This window comes from Pseudomonas sp. UMAB-40 (assembly GCF_900095275.1).
GTDB lineage: Bacteria > Pseudomonadota > Gammaproteobacteria > Pseudomonadales > Pseudomonadaceae > Aquipseudomonas > Aquipseudomonas mandelii_B.
The window spans coordinates 181030-196019 of sequence record NZ_LT607562.1 but is presented as its reverse complement, the minus strand read 5'-3'; the positions used below and the strand labels follow the sequence as shown (position 1 = coordinate 196019).

The window sequence follows — 14990 nt, the reverse complement described above, 5'->3', positions numbered from 1 at the left end:
GCCACAATCGAGGGTGATTAGCGCAAAAACGTTACAAATCTCACAAATAATGTTACTTAAATAACACAAACAATCAACCCTGGAATGCCTGTGGACAGTAAAAAAGCCGAGCGTCTCAAGCTGATTCAACAAGCCCTGCAAGACCAGAGCGCCATTCATCTGCGCGAGATGGCGGCATTGCTGGACGTGTCCGAGATGACCCTGCGCCGCGACCTCAGCAAGTACACCGACCACCTGCGGCTGCTCGGTGGCTACATCACCAGAATCCACGATGGCAACGAGCCCGGCGATTACCGCGTGGCCGAACAGGACACCCGCCACGTCGAAGAAAAACGCCGCATCGGCAAACTCGCCGCCGGGTTTATCCAGCCGGGTGACACGGTGTTCTTCGACTGCGGCACCACCACGCCTTTCGTGATCGATTTCATTCCCGACGAGCTCGAGTTCACCGCCGTGTGCAACTCCCTGAACGTGCTGACCAAACTCTCGCAAAAACCCAACTGCCATATCGTGGTCTGCGGCGGCACGTTCCATCGCAAGAACCAGGTGTTCGAGAACACCAGCGAAACCGGCATTCTCGACAGCGTGCGCCTGACCTGGGCCTTCGTATCGGCCGCCGGCATCAGCCAGGACTTCGGCGTGACCTGCTTCAATTTCAATGAAGTGGAGGTCAAGCAGAAGGTCCTGCGCCAGGCGCAACAGCGGCTGCTGCTGGCCGACCACAGCAAATTCGACACGGTGCGCACCGCGCATTTCGCCAACCTTGGGGATTTCCAGTTCGTGGTCAGCGACAAGAAAATCCCCAAGGCCTACCGCGACGCGATTGCCGCCAGCGGCGCGCAGTTGATCATCTGATCAAGGCCTGTTGTTCCGCTGCATTCAGGTAACCGGTGGTGACGCAAAAATCCGCCGTCGCCCCCGCCGCCAACAAACGCACATGGCCCTTGGCAGACTCGGCGCGATAGCCTTCCGGTTCGCAGGTGGACGGCAGCACGAACGCCGCCACTTGCTGATCGGCGTTGTGCAGGATCCAGCGTGCGGCGTGGTCGAATTGCTCCGGACGGTAGCGGGTGTAGAACGCCGCGCCGTCTGGATGACTCAACAGAAAATGCGCATGACCGCTGTCGTCCGCCCGCACGCCGTCGAAGAAAAACACGATCTCGGGATCGTAGATATGTGGCTGATCCAGGCAGGTGAACTGCTCCGGGTCTTGCGCCAGCAGCTGCATGTATTCAGTCCAGGCCGGCGTCGGTTTGACGTGGGCCGGCACGCTGCTGCGCAAGCGCACCCGCTCGACACCCAAGGGCTCGATGAAACGGGCGCCTTCGACGTAGGCGTAATTCATGTGCGCCATGTACATCAGGTCCATCGGCTTGCCCGCCAGATTGGTCACCTGCATGGCGATGTCGAACAACCCTGAATCAGCGCGCAAGGTCACGCTGGGCGTGGCCAGGTATCTGTCACCAAAACCTTGCGCATATTCGTACTCGCCACCCAGGCGCAGGTAGCCGCCAGTGCCGTCTTCACCGACCTCCAGCCAGGCGCGATCCATCGCTGCGCAAGGCATCTCGCCGTGTAGCGGATGATCGTCCTCGGGGCTCGGGCAACCGTTGCGCAGCAGGCCGCTGTGAAACATGAAGCAGCCATAGGTGCCGATCACCGTCGGGCTCCGCCGGGGCTGGCTGAACAGGTTGCTCATGGTCAGGTTGCAACCGTCGAACACCGCGGACCAGATCATCTGTCCCTGATACGGCAACACCACCAGGCTACCGCGGCTGTTGGCCAATTCCAGCGCCAGCACGCCACTGGGATAGACCCAGGCACTGACCGTGAACGCTGCGGATTCCAGCAAGGTTTTTCGCGCCTCACCGAACTGCGACGGCTGCAAGTTGATCCGTGTGTTCATGAGGTCACCACCGCACCCACCGGCGCCCGCTCGCTGTCGGAATGACGCAGGCAACGCACCGCGTACATCACGATCACGATGAAGCACAGCAGCGGCACGCTATAGGCCAGTTGCATGTTGCCGCCGCTGTAATCGGACAGCAGGCCCTGGAAGATCGGGATGACCCCGCCACCGACAATGCTCATCACCAGCAGCGAACCGCCGACGCCGGTGTCTTCGCCCAGGCCGTCAATGGTCAGGCCGTAGATGGTCGGCCAGCACGGACCGAGGAACACGCTGACGCCGACGGCGGCGTACACCGCGGTGATGTTCGGCACCAGAATCGTATAAGCCAGCAACACGATGCACAGCACGCCGTACACCGCCAGCACCTTGGCCGGGTGCAGTTTGCGCATCAGCACGTTGGCGATCAGTTTGCCGACAAAATACGCAGCGAAGGTGGTCAGCAAAAACCACGAGGCACTGCGTTCGTTCATGCCGCCCAATTGCATCGCCAGGCGAATGGTGAAACTCCACACACCGACTTGCGCACCGACGTACAGAAACTGCGCCAACACACCAAAGGTGAAGCGCTTGTTGCGCCACAGTCGCGACAGGCTCTGGCCGAGGCTGGCGGTTTTCGTGCTGCTCGGTTGATTGCCCTTGCACTTTGGAAACCGGGTGATGGCGATCAGGATGAACATCAACACCAGTACCGCGATCATCCATTTGTACGGCAGCAAGGTGGACTGGATCATTTGCAGTTGCTGGACCGCTGCGTCCGAAGCGCTCATTTGCGTGAGCTGCTCGCGGGTAGCATCGGTGTCCTTGAACATCACGAAGCTGCCGACGTACACCCCGGCCATCGCGCCGAACGGGTGGAAGGTCTGGGAAATGTTCAGGCGACGGGTGCCGGTTTCACGCGGGCCCATCAGCGTCGAATAGGTGTTGCACGCAGTTTCGAGAAACGACAGCCCCGCCGCGATCACAAACAGCGCCAACAGGAACATGCCGTACTTGGCGGTCGACGCCGCCGGGAAGAACAGCAGGCAACCGAACATGTAGAGCATCAGGCCGATGAGGATGGTGGTCTTGTAACTGAAACGGCGGACCACCAGCGCGGCCGGAATCGCCACGAAGAAATAGCCCAGGTAAAACGCCGACTGCACAAACGCGGTCTGGAAATCGCTGAGCAGAAAGGCCTTCTTGAAATGCGCGATAAGCACGTCGTTCATGCTCGCGGCCGCCGCCCACAGCGCGAAGATGCTGCACAGCAAAATGAAGGCGAACCAGGGCGTGCGGTTCAGGTAGAAACCATCGGCCGTTTGTTGGAGCGGAGGCTTTGTCATTGTTGTTCTCCGTGGTGAGCGTTGAGGGGTGAATCAGCTCGAATTCAAGCGCCGAGTTGGCGCTGGAACTCAGCGAATGCCGTGGCGTCCGGGTAGGACGTCTGAGTGCCCAGGCCGGTGACCGAGCAGGCGGAATACGCCACGGCCTGGGTCATGGCGGCGCGGATGTCGCGGTCGCGGCTCCAGTGATGAATGAAGCAACCGATGAAGGCGTCGCCTGCGCCGGTGGTGTCGCGCGCGGCGACTGACAGGCCGGGAATCTGGAACTCGCCCTCCTCGCCCACATACAGCGCACCTTGCTGGCCAAGGGTGACGATGACGTGGCGAATGCCGTCGGCGATCAATGACTGGGCGGCTTTATGCGCTGACGCCGGGGAGTCCACGACCTGGCCGGTGATCAGCGCCAGCTCGGATTCGTTGGGCACCAGGAAATCCAGGTGCGCCAAATGCTCACGGCTCAGGCCGGACAAGGCTGGCGCCGGGTTGAGCAAGACTGGAATGTCGTGCGCGCGGCCGAATTCGATGGCGTGGTAAACGGTATCGACATTGATTTCGAGCTGCAGAACGATCAGTGAACACTCGCGCAATGCCTGGGCCGCCGCGTCGATATCCGCCGGGACCAGATGCGCGTTGGCGCCTTTGACGATGAGGATGCTGTTGTGCGAGTCGGCCTGGACGAAGATCGGCGCCACACCGCTGGACACGCCGGGTACGCGCTGCACGTAACGGGTGTCAATGCCGAAGCGTTGGAAATTGGCCAGGGTGTTATCGGCAAACATGTCATCGCCGACCTTGGTCAGCATCAGCACATCCGCCCCGAGCTTCGCCGCGGCAACCGCCTGATTGGCGCCCTTGCCGCCGCACCCGAGGGCAAAACCCGGTGCTTCGAGCGTCTCGCCCTGGGCCGGCATGCGGTCGATGTAGGTGATCAGATCCACCATGTTGCTGCCGATGACTGCGATCTTGCTCATTGCTATCCCACCTTGATCCGGCTTGCCAGACTGATGCTGGACGTTGTTGTTTTGTTATTTAAATAACATTTTGTGTGATTATTCAATCTTTTTTGTTGAGTGGGGTTTGAAGCAAAGACGAATGGCTTTGCGCATGGCTTTGGAGATGTGTGGTCTGTAATGGCCTCATCGCGGGCAAGCCCGCTCCCACAATGGAATGCGTACCCTGTGGGAGCGGGCTTGCCCGCGATGAGGCCAGAACAGTCACCGTCCAAGCCAGCCATTCACACGACTGTCGAATTTATCCCCACCTCCCCCACGCATCTGTTAAAACCCGAACTTTCCTTTTCATCCTCTGGGCCTCCTGCATGTTTTCAAACCTGATGAGCCGCATAAGCCGACGTTGGCTGCCCTGGCTGTGCATGGTCGCGCTGGTGGTCGGCTTGCCCGTGGGTTGCGGCGTCCTCAAATACAAGGAACGCGAACTGCTGTTCCGCATCGAGCCGGGCACCGCCGGCTGGTATCGCGGTTTGCCAACAGACGTCCAGGAATTCGATATCAAGCCCGCCAGCTTCAAGGCCGGGCAAAACCTGCATGCCTGGTGGTGGCCGGCCGCGCGTCGCGATGCGCCGTCGATCCTGTATTTGCACGGTGTGCGCTGGAACCTGACCGGCCAGGCGTTCCGTATCGAGCAGTTGCGGGCGATGGGGTATTCGGTGCTGGCCATCGATTACCGCGGCTTCGGCCAGAGCAAGGGGGATCTGCCGTCGGAAGCCAGTGTCTACGAGGACGCCCGGGTTGCCTGGGAGCGCTTCAAGGCGATGCAACCGGACGCCAACAAGCGCCTGATCTACGGCCATTCCCTGGGCGGCGCGGTGGCCATCGACCTCGCGGCAGACCTGGCGGCGCAGGCGAAAAAGGACCACAGCGCGATACCGGCGCGCGGTCTGGTGATCGAGTCCACGTTCACCTCACTGGGCGATGCCGTGGCGCAAGTGGCCGACAGCAACCTGCCGGTGAAATGGTTGCCGGTGCGCTGGCTGCTGTCGCAGAAATTTGATTCCATCGACAAGATCGTCGACATCGACATGCCGCTGCTGGTGGTGCATGGCCTGGCCGACCCGTTCATGCCCTCGCGGTTCAGCCAGCAGCTGTTCAATGCCGCCAGCGAACCCAAGCGTCTGCTGTTGATCCCCGGCGGCACGCACAACAACAGCATGAGCCGGGGTGGCAGCCAATACCGCCAGGCGCTCGAAGGCCTGATGAAGGCAAAACCACCGCAGATCGCCGGGCCTAGCGGTAACCCTGGGCTTGCAGGTTGAACAGCTGCGCATAGCGCCCGCCCGCCGCCACCAGACTGTCGTGATCGCCACGCTCAAGGATCGCCCCCTGATCCAGCACGATGATGTGGTCGGCGTTGCGCACGCTGGAAAACCGATGCGAGATCAGCAACGTCATGCGGCCTTCGGTGTGTTGGCTGAAATGCTCGAACACCGCCGCTTCCGCCGCCGGGTCGAGTGCCGAAGTCGGCTCGTCCAGAATCAGGATGTCGGCGTTACGGCGCATGTAAGCGCGGGACAAGGCGATCTTCTGCCACTGCCCCCCGGACAACTCCTGGCCGCCGGCAAACCAGCGGCCCAGTTGCGTGGCATAGCCTCGATCCAGCCCCTCGATAAACGGCGCGGCCATGCCTTCGGTGGCCGCTTCCTTCCAGCGTTGTTCATCGTTGAACGCCAGCGTGTCGCCGACGCCGATGTTCTCGCCGACAGAGAACTGATAGCGGATGTAATCCTGAAAAATCACGCCAATGCGCCGGCGTAGCGCGTCTTCTTCCCACGTCTGCAAATCGCTGCCGTCCAGCAGGATGCGCCCGTGATCGGGCCGATACAGACGGGTCAGCAACTTGATCAGCGTGGTCTTGCCCGAACCGTTCTCCCCCACCAGCGCCAGGCTGCGCCCCGGCACCAGGTGCAAGTCGATGCCTTCAAGGGCCGCGCGACTCGCACCCGGATAACGAAAACCAACGTTCTCGAATCGCAAACCATCGCCGGGCACCGCGCCCACCGTGAGATGCCCGGCATCGGCCACCACCGGCTCGGCGAGGTATTCGTAGAGGCTCGACAGGTACAAACCATCCTCATAGAGACCGCTGATGGCACTCAAACTGCTGCTCACCGCCGTCTGCCCCTGCTTGAACAGCACCAGGTACATGGTCATCTGCCCGAGGCTGATCTGGCCGTGGACGGTATCGACCACCACCCAGGCATAAGCCAGGTAAAACGCGCCAGTGCCGAGCAACCCCAGAACAAATCCCCAGCCATCGCGGCGCAGGGTCAGTCGCCGGTCTTCGGCATAGAGACGGGCAAACGTCTCGCGATAACGCTTCAACAGCAGCGGCGCGAAGCCGAACAGCTTGACCTCTTTGATGTAGCCCTCGTGGGAGAGCAGCGTCTCGATGTAATTCTGCTGCCGACTTTCCGGCGCCCGTCGCGTGAATAACCGGAACGCATCCCCGGAAAAATGCGCTTCGGCGAAAAACACCGGCAACGCACCGACCACCAGCAACACCAGCGCCCACGGCGAAAAATGCACCAGCAACACGCCGAAGCTGATCAACACGATCAGGTTCTGGACCAGCCCCAACGACTTCATTACCAACGCCAAGGGCCGCGTCGACGCTTCGCGCCGCACACGCACCAACTTGTCGTAAAACTCGGAATTCTCGAACTGCACCAGCGACAACGTCTGGGCCTTCTCCAGAATCATCGTGTTGACCTTCTGCCCCAACTGCACCCGCAACAGCGACTGCTGAACCGACAGCGCCCGCTGCGTCCCGGACAGCAACGCGAGCACGCCCGCCTCGAGCAACACGTAACGCACCACCGGCCACAACGGCGCACTGCCCTGCTGCGCGTGCAATTGCATGGCCGCGACGACCGCATCGACAATACGTTGGCCCAGCCAGGCGGCCAGGGCCGGTAGGACACCGGCGATCAGGGTGGCGAGGACCAGGCCGAGAAACAGCCCGCGAGAGGTGCCCCAGACCAGGAGCAAGGCGCGTCGGGCCTGGTCGAGCAATGAGGTGAAACGGGAAAGTGCCGCAGGCATGGATTGGTGAACTCGACAAAGGTTGCTGAATACAACAATTCGCTATGGTACTTCAGCCCGGCGCCATCCATTGGTCGACTCACTCAGGAGCACACTAGCGCAACCTGCCGACTCGACTAGCCTACTCCTCAATAGCACGTTAAGACGGCAAACGAAGTTGATTACCAAAGGGGGGTAACCAGTATTGGCAGGGGGCATTGAGGAACGGATATGGGCACTCGACGGCTTTCGCAGAAGCAAATCGAGATTGCGCGCGACTTGCACAATCATGTGGAAGGCCAAGCAACCCTCGCCGTCATGAAATCAGCGCTCTTACTGACAGCTCACGCGTTTCTGTGCGCCGCATATATTCAGGTTGCCCTCAGTATCAAGATTTTCGAACACTGGACCTACGACTGGGCAGATATTCTGTTCATTGACTCAGGTGTGATAATTCTGTGCGCCTTGCTTGCATCTTTAAAAGCGATCTGGCCAAAGATGGAATCGACCGAAGAAAACAAGTTATTGTTTTTTGCGGGCATTGGGGAATATCCGACCGCTGATGAATATGTAACGGCGTACCGGAAAGTTTCAGACGAAGTACTCGTTTTAATGCTTTTATCCAACGTTTACGGAAAGTCAGAATGGCTGAGAAAAACCTTCTGGTTTATTCGGTTAGCTATCAGCTTCTCGGCAATAGGCACCTTACTGTGTGTCGTCTCAGTTTGCTTTCTCAGTCTTCCCCCATCTCCCCAACCCCAGCCCCAGCCCCAACTTCATCGAAACGTTAAGGAGACTTTTCGGCGTATAGACACCACGCCTGTAACAGCCGATCAAGAAACATCAGCCATTTCCTCGACCTTTTGAAAGCTTTCCCACGTACAGGGCGTACTGAAATTTGTGGCGAGGGAGCTTGCTCCCGCTGGGCTGCGAAGCGGCCCAAAAGGCCCTTAAAGGCCCTTAAAGGCGATCACCGGCGACCCGGCCACCGCGGCCTGCCAGGTTCAACCTAGGCGTTTAACGATGCGCGTTTAAAGACACTCAGTGTTACGTCCCGAAGGCTACAAATCCTTGCGCCGTTACCTACGGTTAAGACAGAATCCGCCGGCTTGTGAGCCTTGCCCCTGGCCTCTATTGTTTCCCTGCCACTGCCTATCAGTGGTCGGGTTTAGTAGCCCAGTATCTAGCAAGGTGCATAAGCACCTATCAATCAGGTATTCATTTACCTGCACTTGATGGTGGCTGTGCGCAGGGCGCTCTCGGGCGCGCCGGATTGCTAGGTCCCCGGTCTACTAACCTGCGAACAGCCGCCACCCTTATGTTTAGTAGCAAGAGGGTTGCGGCTTCACTAAAGGACTTAGCTTATGTTCAAAGTTACACCGAATCCGCCGGACACCGATCCGGCATCCCCGTACGAGTCTGTCGACTCAAAAAAACTCAACGAGGCGGCCGAGCGCGCCCTCGATTTCTATCTCAATCCGGCAGCGCTCATGAACAATACTCCACGCAAACCCAGCACTATTTTCATGATCGCGCCTGACATCGACCATGAAACCTTGCTGGTTCAGACGTGTGAGAATTTGGCCTCGGCCAGTGTCATGGCCGGCGACGTGGCAGCATTGGTAGAAGGTCCCCATCGGCACACCATTTTGGCGCTTCAGCAGGTCATCATGCTGGGGGAACTGGCGGCGAACCGAATGCTGGACAACTTCGTTCCGCCTAAGTAATCACTCTTCCCCTTAGCGAGGGTTTGTTCCTCGCTAAGGGGAAGCGAAGACACGATGTCCGCTTACTGACTCAACATTTCAACGTTCGAAAGCCTCTACCACTCCCCCCTGAAACCGCGCCCGATACCGCCCCGGACTCTCCCCCGTCCACTTCTTGAACGCCCGATGGAACGCACTCGGTTCCTGAAACCCCAGCTGCTCGGCAATATCACTGATACTCGCCCGACTCTCACGCAACTGCTCAAACGCCACCCCGCGCCGCACTTCATCCTTGATCTCCTGATACGAACACCCTTCCCGCTCCAGCTTGCGGCGGAAGGTGCTGGGGCTCAGGTGTTGTTCCAGGGCAAACGCCTGCAACGTCGGCCATTGGCTGTAATGGCTATTGCGCAGGCGCTGGTGGACTTGCGACGCCAGGCCATGCTGGTTGCGGAAGCGGATCACCAGCCATTGCGGTGCGGTGCGCAGGAACACTTTCAGTGAGGCCAGGTCCTGGACCACCGGCAGGCGCAGGTAGTGGCTGGCGAATTCGATTTCGGTGCGTTCGGCGCCGAAGGTCAGATTGGGGCCCCAGAGCAATCGGTCGTCGCTGAGGGAAACGCGCTCGTGGCGAAAATCGGCACGGTCGATGGGGATGCGCCGCCCGCCCAGCCAGCACAGCAGGCTGATCATCAACACCAGGAACGTCTCTTCACCGAAACGGCTGGCGTCTTCGTTCTTCGCGTGGGTGTCCAGGCTGATGACCGCGCGTTTGCCGCGCACGGTCAGGGTGCCGCGAAAGTCGCGCAGGAACAGCGCGAAGTTGGCCAGGCACTGGCGCATGGCTTTGTGCAGGTCGGGTTCCTGGATCAAGGCGCGGCAGATCAGCGCGAAGCTGCCGGGCGGCATGCCGTGGGAGTCGAGGCGGAAGAATTCGTCGTTCAATTCGCGGATCTGAATCAGCCATAGCGCAGCAAACGCGCTGGCCGGCACGCGTGCGGTCGGCTGCTCGATCAATACCGGGTCGATGCCCGCCTCTTCCAGCGCAGCTCGCGAACGCTGCGGATTGTCCCCCTGCCCATGGGTCATCGCCTGCACGAAGTAGGCCGCCACCGAGTCCTTTTCCCGCATTTGAACGTTTATCTCCCCATCGCCCGACTGGCAAAAAACACCAGCACCGTTGAACAGTTGCGGCATAGGACAACCGCCCTGCCGGTTCTAGACTCGCGGCCAATAGTACGCCTTCGGCCGTTACGTCGGCCAAGGTATCGCAGGGTTTGATCGGAAGGACGGAACATGAATCTGCAAAACATCGGCGTGATCGGCGCAGGCACCATGGGCAACGGCATTGCGCAAGTCTGCGCCCTGGCCGGCTTCAACGTGACCTTGATCGACATCTCCGAGAGCGCTCTGCAAAAAGCCCTGGCCACGGTTGGCAAAAACCTCGACCGGCAGATTGCCAAGGAAACCCTGACCGAGTCGCAAAAGCTCGACGCCCTCGCCAGGATCCGCACCAGCACCGATTACAGCAGCCTGCACAATGTGCAGCTGGTGATCGAAGCCGCCACCGAAAACCTCGACCTGAAACTGCGCGTGCTTAAACAGATTGCCGCGCAGGTCAGCGCCGAATGCGTGATTGCCTCCAATACCTCGTCGCTGTCGATTACCCAACTCGCCGCCAGCGTTAGCCAACCTGAGCGTTTCATCGGCCTGCACTTCTTCAACCCGGTGCCGGTGATGGGCCTGATCGAAGTGATCCGCGGCCTGCAAACCAGCGACGCGACCCACGCCCTGGCGCTGGACATGGCCACCACCCTCGGCAAAACCGCGATCACCGCCGGCAACCGTCCGGGCTTCGTGGTCAACCGGATTCTGGTGCCGATGATCAACGAAGCGATTCTGGTGTTCCAGGAAGGCCTGGCCAGCGCCGATGACATCGACGCCGGCATGCGCCTGGGCTGCAACCAGCCCATCGGCCCGCTGGCGTTGGCCGACCTGATTGGTCTGGACACCGTGCTGGCGATTCTCGAAGCCTTCTACGATGGCTTCAACGACAGCAAATACCGCCCCGCTCCGCTGCTCAAGGAGATGGTCGCCGCCGGTTACCTGGGACGCAAGACAGGACGTGGCTTCCATGCCTATGCCTGAGCGTTGCTCGCGCTTCGCCGAGTACCGGGACATCGTGCTGGAGTTGTTCGCCAGCAAGGGGTTCGGGCAGGTCGGCATGCGTGAGCTGGCAACGTGCCTGGGGCTGTCCCCGGGCTCGTTGTATCACCATTACCCGAGCAAGCAGCACTTGCTGCTCGACCTGATCGAAGAGTTCTACGAAGAACTGCTGTCGACCCTGGGGCGCATCGATCAAAAAGCCTCGGCGAAACGCGACAAACTGCCCAACCTGATCCGCGCGCATTTGAATCTGCACCGGGAAATGCCATGGCATTTTCGTCTGGCGGAGCGCGACAGCGGCTGCCTGAACGCCGAGCAACAAGCGCGTGTTCGACAGCTGCGCGAGCAATACGAGCGCACGTTGCTGAAGATGCTCGGCGTCCCGGCCCGTCTCGGCGAACCGGGTTTGAAGGCCGCCGGACACGCCATCGCCAACTTGCTCAACAGCGCACCCGGCTGGCTGGCCCAGCATCCACTGGATGAAGCGCAGCGCGATGAGCTGCTGGAAAACCTGGTGACCGGCGCCGTCGAGCGCGTGCTGCGCCCGTCACCTGCCACGCGTGCGGTGGCCTGACCTTTCAAGCAATAAGCCCCGCCCCTCCCATAAAAAAAACGTCTAAACAAACCCGGCACAACCCCACGTCTAACGCTTTGCTACTTGGAGTCCATTCATAGACCAATGTGGGCCTCCAGTCCCACTGGTTACCGGGAGCAAAACATGAAAATCAATCCCTACCTCATCTTCAACGGCGACTGCAAAGCCGCTTTCACCTTCTATGAGCAAGCCCTGCAAGGTCAGATCGAAATGATGATGACCTTCGGCGAAAGCCCAGCGCGCGAGCACTTCCCCTCGGACTACCACAACTTGATCATCCATACCCGTCTAGCCTTGGGTGATCAGGCGATCATGGGTTCGGACACCACACCGGATCGCCCCACGGATGACATGAGCGGGTGTTCGGTCTCGCTGAACGTCGACAGCATTGCCGAAGCGGAACGTGTGTTCGGTGCGTTATCAGAAGACGGCAACGTGCAAATGCCACTGGAAAAGACTTTCTGGGCGGCACGCTTCGGGATGCTGGTGGATCGGTTCGGTGTGTCGTGGATGGTGAACTGCGAAAAGGATCAGTGACCTTTCAGGTGCAAAAAAGGCCGCCTTGGAAGGGTTGGGCTTTGTGGAAACTCCCGGACCGTCTGCTACCGTCAACAAGCGACCCCGCTTCGCAACGGTCCTGCCGGAGGAAATCCACCATGCCTGCTCATGACGCGTCCTGGTCCACCCGTTTCAAACTGTCGCTGCTGGCTGGAGGGCTCGCCGCCAGCCTGCTCGCGCTGAGTGGTTGCGCTACTGTCGATGCGCAGACCACCGCGTATGTGGGCGTCGAGCATCCTGCGCCGACGCTGGCCAGCGAAGTCGTCGTGCTACGCACCGAACCGCTGCGCCCGCACATCCGATTGGGTGAAGTGCTGATTGATGCGAGTGTCGATCCGGCCCCACCTATTACCGAAGTGGAACAAAAACTCCGGGAAGAAGCCGCCAAGCTCGGCGGCGACGCCGTGGTGGTGGTGTATGACCACATCCAAGCGGTGGGTGCCTATGTCAACGGGCCGCTGTGGGCTCGCGATGTACAAACCATCGAGGGCCGCAAACTCAAAGGAATTGTCATCAAATACAAGTAATACCTACCTCCCAGATGACAATGGAGACTGAACTTGAATGACGTGGTCGTTGCCCTGATCGTGTTCGCTTGCCTGTTCGGCACCGCCTTGCTCGGCTCTTACGTGCGGGAGCGATTACCCAGTCAACACCTGAGCGATGACTCCGTCGCCGTCGTAAAGCTCGCCACCGGCCTGATCGCAACCATGTCGGCGCTAGTTCTGGGTCTGCTCGTCTCGTCCGCCAAAAGTACTTTCGACACGGCCAACGCCGAACTGGAGGGCGCAGCGGCCGAAGTCGTTCAGTTTGATCGGATGCTGGCCCGCTATGGACCGGACACCCAAGAGATCCGCACTCGTCTTAAGCACAATTACGCTGAAGTCGTACAAATGCTTGCCTCGCGCAACCGAACTCAATTGGAAAAACTCGACGCCCCCGAAGCGATAGCCCGCTCTGAGGCGCTGCAACGCCAAGTGGAAGCACTCTCTCCCACGACCGACAGCCAGCGTACACTCAAGGCGTCCGCCTTGCAGATCATGAATACGGTGTTCGCAGCACGCTGGCTGACCCTGCTTCAGTCCAATCAATCGATCCCGCCTGTCATGCTGGTTATTCTGACGTCATGGCTGGCGATAATCTTCGGATCATTCGGATTGTTCTCACCGCGCAATGGCACGATTGTGGTGGTGTTGCTGTTATGTGCGCTGTCGACCGCGGCGACGATTTTGCTGGTTGAAGAGCTGAATCGACCATTGGACGGGTTTATCAGTGTGTCGCTTGATCCGATGTGGCATACGCTGAATCGACTCGGACAATAAACCGGTACGGCGCTGGAAGAGAACCTTCACACTCGCATCCCGGCCCATAGCCTTGCGCTTTGCCATCGATGGTCACCTGACGTTCAGTTCAATCGCTGGCTGTTTCATCTGCATTCTTTCGCGTAATGCCTAACCCTTCACGCAAACCACCTGCCGCAAGGTGTGCACCACCTCCACCAGTTCGCGCTGGGCGTGCATGACGTGGTCGATGTCTTTATAGGCCATCGGGATCTCATCAATGACCGCCGCATCCTTGCGGCACTCGACATGGGCGGTGGCGCGGATCTGGTCTTCGACGGTGAACAGGCTTTTCGCTTGGGTACGGCTCATGACGCGACCGGCGCCGTGACTGCAGGAGCAGAACGATTGCTCGTTGCCGAGCCCGCGAACGATGAAGCTTTTCGCCCCCATCGATCCCGGAATGATCCCCAACTCGCCCTTCTGCGCCGACACCGCGCCCTTGCGGGTGACCAGAATATCCTGACCAAAGTGCCGCTCTTTCTGCACGTAGTTGTGGTGACAGTTCACCGCCTCCAGCGCGACTTCGAACGGTTTGCTGATCACTTTTCGTGTCGCCTGAATCACCGAGTGCATCATCAACGCGCGGTTCTGTCTGGCGAAATCCTGAGCCCAGCCGACGGCTTCGACGTAATCATCAAAATGCCGGCTGCCTTCCTCGAAGTAGGCCAGGTCGCGGTCCGGCAGATCGGCGAGGTGCTGGCGCATGTCGGCCTGAGCCAGTTGAATGAACAGGTTACCGATGGCGTTGCCAACCCCGCGTGAACCGCTGTGCAGCATGAACCAGACCCGGTTGGTTTCATCCAGGCACACCTCGATGAAGTGGTTACCGCTGCCCAGCGTGCCCAAATGTCCGCGATTGTTGGTGTTGGCGAGTTTCGGGTATTTATCGGTAATCGCCTTGAACCGTGGGTTCAGCACCGCCCAGGCCTGATCGGCCTGCTTGGGGACGCTGTCCCAGGCGCCTTTGTCGCGGATGCCACGACCCACTGTGCGGCCATGGGGCACCGCTTTTTCGATTGCGCAGCGCAATCCATGCAGATTGTCCGGCAAATCAGCGGCGGTCAGCGACGTGCGCGCGGCGATCATGCCGCAGCCAATATCCACGCCCACGGCGGCAGGAATAATCGCGCCTACGGTCGGAATCACACTTCCGATGGTCGAGCCTTTGCCCAAATGCACGTCAGGCATCACCGCCAGGTGTTTGAAGATAAACGGCATCTTCGCGGTGTTGATCAATTGCTGCCGGGCTTCGTTTTCTACCGGGACGCCTTCGGTCCAGAGCTTGATCGGTTTGCCGTTGGCGACTTCCAGTAGTTGGTAGGTAGGTGCTTGCATGTTTTCGAACAAGTGG

General features: G+C 59.7%; 15 protein-coding genes. 9 read left to right on the top strand and 6 right to left on the bottom strand.

Going from position 1 to position 14990, the window contains the following annotated elements:
• Window positions 1–90: 90 nt before the first annotated feature.
• The gene (deoR, locus tag K0F88_RS18350; RefSeq protein ID WP_219096003.1) at window positions 91–855 is read left to right on the top strand and encodes a DNA-binding transcriptional repressor DeoR; all 765 of its coding nucleotides are present in this window, start codon (window positions 91–93) and stop codon (window positions 853–855) included.
• On the opposite strand, the gene K0F88_RS18345 is transcribed toward deoR, so the two are convergent.
• From K0F88_RS18345 to rbsK, 3 genes are read right to left on the bottom strand one after another with little or no spacing between them, the layout of a single operon-like run.
• Window positions 848–1906: an aldose 1-epimerase family protein gene (locus K0F88_RS18345; protein ID WP_219096002.1), complete on the bottom strand. Its 1059-nt coding sequence runs from the start codon at window positions 1904–1906 to the stop codon at window positions 848–850. The genes deoR and K0F88_RS18345 overlap by 8 nt on opposite strands.
• A complete protein-coding gene (gene fucP, locus K0F88_RS18340; RefSeq protein ID WP_219096001.1) occupies window positions 1903–3234 on the bottom strand; it encodes an L-fucose:H+ symporter permease in 1332 nt (443 codons plus the stop codon). Before fucP ends, K0F88_RS18345 begins: the two co-directional genes overlap by 4 nt.
• A 44-nt stretch (window positions 3235–3278) precedes the next feature.
• Entirely contained in the window at window positions 3279–4205 is a 927-nt protein-coding gene (rbsK, locus tag K0F88_RS18335; protein ID WP_219096000.1) for a ribokinase, read from the bottom strand.
• Between the two features lie 347 nt (window positions 4206–4552).
• Between rbsK and K0F88_RS18330 the strand changes: the two genes are divergently transcribed.
• On the top strand, window positions 4553–5506 hold the full coding sequence (locus K0F88_RS18330; protein ID WP_094471678.1) for an alpha/beta hydrolase: 954 nt from the start codon (window positions 4553–4555) through the stop codon (window positions 5504–5506).
• Here K0F88_RS18330 and K0F88_RS18325 read toward each other — a convergent pair.
• Window positions 5478–7292 carry an ABC transporter ATP-binding protein gene (locus K0F88_RS18325; protein ID WP_094471677.1) on the bottom strand — a complete coding sequence of 605 codons (1815 nt, stop codon included), beginning with the start codon at window positions 7290–7292 and terminating at the stop codon, window positions 5478–5480. The two genes, K0F88_RS18330 and K0F88_RS18325, sit on opposite strands and share 29 nt — an antisense overlap.
• Window positions 7293–7502: 210 nt before the next feature.
• On the opposite strand from K0F88_RS18325, the gene K0F88_RS18320 reads away from it, so the two are divergent.
• Both K0F88_RS18320 and K0F88_RS18315 read left to right on the top strand, forming a co-directional pair.
• Complete coding sequence (locus K0F88_RS18320) at window positions 7503–8138, top strand: Pycsar system effector family protein (protein WP_219095999.1); 636 nt, start codon at window positions 7503–7505, stop codon at window positions 8136–8138.
• Window positions 8139–8635: 497 nt separating this feature from the next.
• On the top strand, window positions 8636–8998 hold the full coding sequence (locus tag K0F88_RS18315; protein WP_219095998.1) for a DUF6124 family protein: 363 nt from the start codon (window positions 8636–8638) through the stop codon (window positions 8996–8998).
• A 78-nt stretch (window positions 8999–9076) separates the two neighbouring features.
• Here the strand turns inward: K0F88_RS18315 and K0F88_RS18310 are convergent, their stop codons facing one another.
• Window positions 9077–10108, bottom strand: a complete 1032-nt coding sequence (locus K0F88_RS18310; protein ID WP_094471676.1) for an AraC family transcriptional regulator — start codon at window positions 10106–10108, stop codon at window positions 9077–9079.
• 165 nt (window positions 10109–10273) lie between these two features.
• On the opposite strand from K0F88_RS18310, the gene K0F88_RS18305 reads away from it, so the two are divergent.
• From K0F88_RS18305 to K0F88_RS18285, 5 genes are all read left to right on the top strand, one after another.
• Window positions 10274–11125, top strand: coding sequence for a 3-hydroxybutyryl-CoA dehydrogenase (locus tag K0F88_RS18305; protein WP_094471672.1), 852 nt, complete (start codon window positions 10274–10276; stop codon window positions 11123–11125).
• Window positions 11112–11717, top strand: coding sequence for a TetR/AcrR family transcriptional regulator (locus tag K0F88_RS18300; RefSeq protein WP_094471671.1), 606 nt, complete (start codon window positions 11112–11114; stop codon window positions 11715–11717). Before K0F88_RS18305 ends, K0F88_RS18300 begins: the two co-directional genes overlap by 14 nt.
• 144 nt (window positions 11718–11861) lie before the next feature.
• Window positions 11862–12275 (top strand): VOC family protein, encoded by a 414-nt coding sequence (locus tag K0F88_RS18295; protein WP_094471670.1) that lies wholly within the window; start codon window positions 11862–11864, stop codon window positions 12273–12275.
• A gap of 119 nt (window positions 12276–12394) precedes the next feature.
• Window positions 12395–12823 carry a hypothetical protein gene (locus K0F88_RS18290; RefSeq protein ID WP_219095997.1) on the top strand — a complete coding sequence of 143 codons (429 nt, stop codon included), beginning with the start codon at window positions 12395–12397 and terminating at the stop codon, window positions 12821–12823.
• Between the two features lie 42 nt (window positions 12824–12865).
• Window positions 12866–13618 (top strand): DUF4239 domain-containing protein, encoded by a 753-nt coding sequence (locus tag K0F88_RS18285; RefSeq protein WP_257605285.1) that lies wholly within the window; start codon window positions 12866–12868, stop codon window positions 13616–13618.
• Between the two features lie 129 nt (window positions 13619–13747).
• On the opposite strand, the gene K0F88_RS18280 is transcribed toward K0F88_RS18285, so the two are convergent.
• Complete coding sequence (locus K0F88_RS18280; RefSeq protein WP_219095995.1) at window positions 13748–14974, bottom strand: RtcB family protein; 1227 nt, start codon at window positions 14972–14974, stop codon at window positions 13748–13750.
• Window positions 14975–14990: the final 16 nt, after the last annotated feature.

Coding starts and splice junctions, on each gene's coding strand:
- rbsK (WP_219096000.1), bottom strand. CDS start 4,205: ATGAGCAAGATCGCAGTCATCGGCAGCAACATGGTGGATCTGATCACC.
- K0F88_RS18310 (WP_094471676.1), bottom strand. CDS start 10,108: ATGCGGGAAAAGGACTCGGTGGCGGCCTACTTCGTGCAGGCGATGACC.
- K0F88_RS18295 (WP_094471670.1), top strand. CDS start 11,862: ATGAAAATCAATCCCTACCTCATCTTCAACGGCGACTGCAAAGCCGCT.
- K0F88_RS18315 (WP_219095998.1), top strand. CDS start 8,636: ATGTTCAAAGTTACACCGAATCCGCCGGACACCGATCCGGCATCCCCG.
- K0F88_RS18280 (WP_219095995.1), bottom strand. CDS start 14,974: ATGCAAGCACCTACCTACCAACTACTGGAAGTCGCCAACGGCAAACCG.
- K0F88_RS18345 (WP_219096002.1), bottom strand. CDS start 1,906: ATGAACACACGGATCAACTTGCAGCCGTCGCAGTTCGGTGAGGCGCGA.
- K0F88_RS18300 (WP_094471671.1), top strand. CDS start 11,112: ATGCCTATGCCTGAGCGTTGCTCGCGCTTCGCCGAGTACCGGGACATC.
- K0F88_RS18305 (WP_094471672.1), top strand. CDS start 10,274: ATGAATCTGCAAAACATCGGCGTGATCGGCGCAGGCACCATGGGCAAC.
- K0F88_RS18290 (WP_219095997.1), top strand. CDS start 12,395: ATGCCTGCTCATGACGCGTCCTGGTCCACCCGTTTCAAACTGTCGCTG.
- K0F88_RS18325 (WP_094471677.1), bottom strand. CDS start 7,292: ATGCCTGCGGCACTTTCCCGTTTCACCTCATTGCTCGACCAGGCCCGA.
- K0F88_RS18330 (WP_094471678.1), top strand. CDS start 4,553: ATGTTTTCAAACCTGATGAGCCGCATAAGCCGACGTTGGCTGCCCTGG.
- fucP (WP_219096001.1), bottom strand. CDS start 3,234: ATGACAAAGCCTCCGCTCCAACAAACGGCCGATGGTTTCTACCTGAAC.
- K0F88_RS18320 (WP_219095999.1), top strand. CDS start 7,503: ATGGGCACTCGACGGCTTTCGCAGAAGCAAATCGAGATTGCGCGCGAC.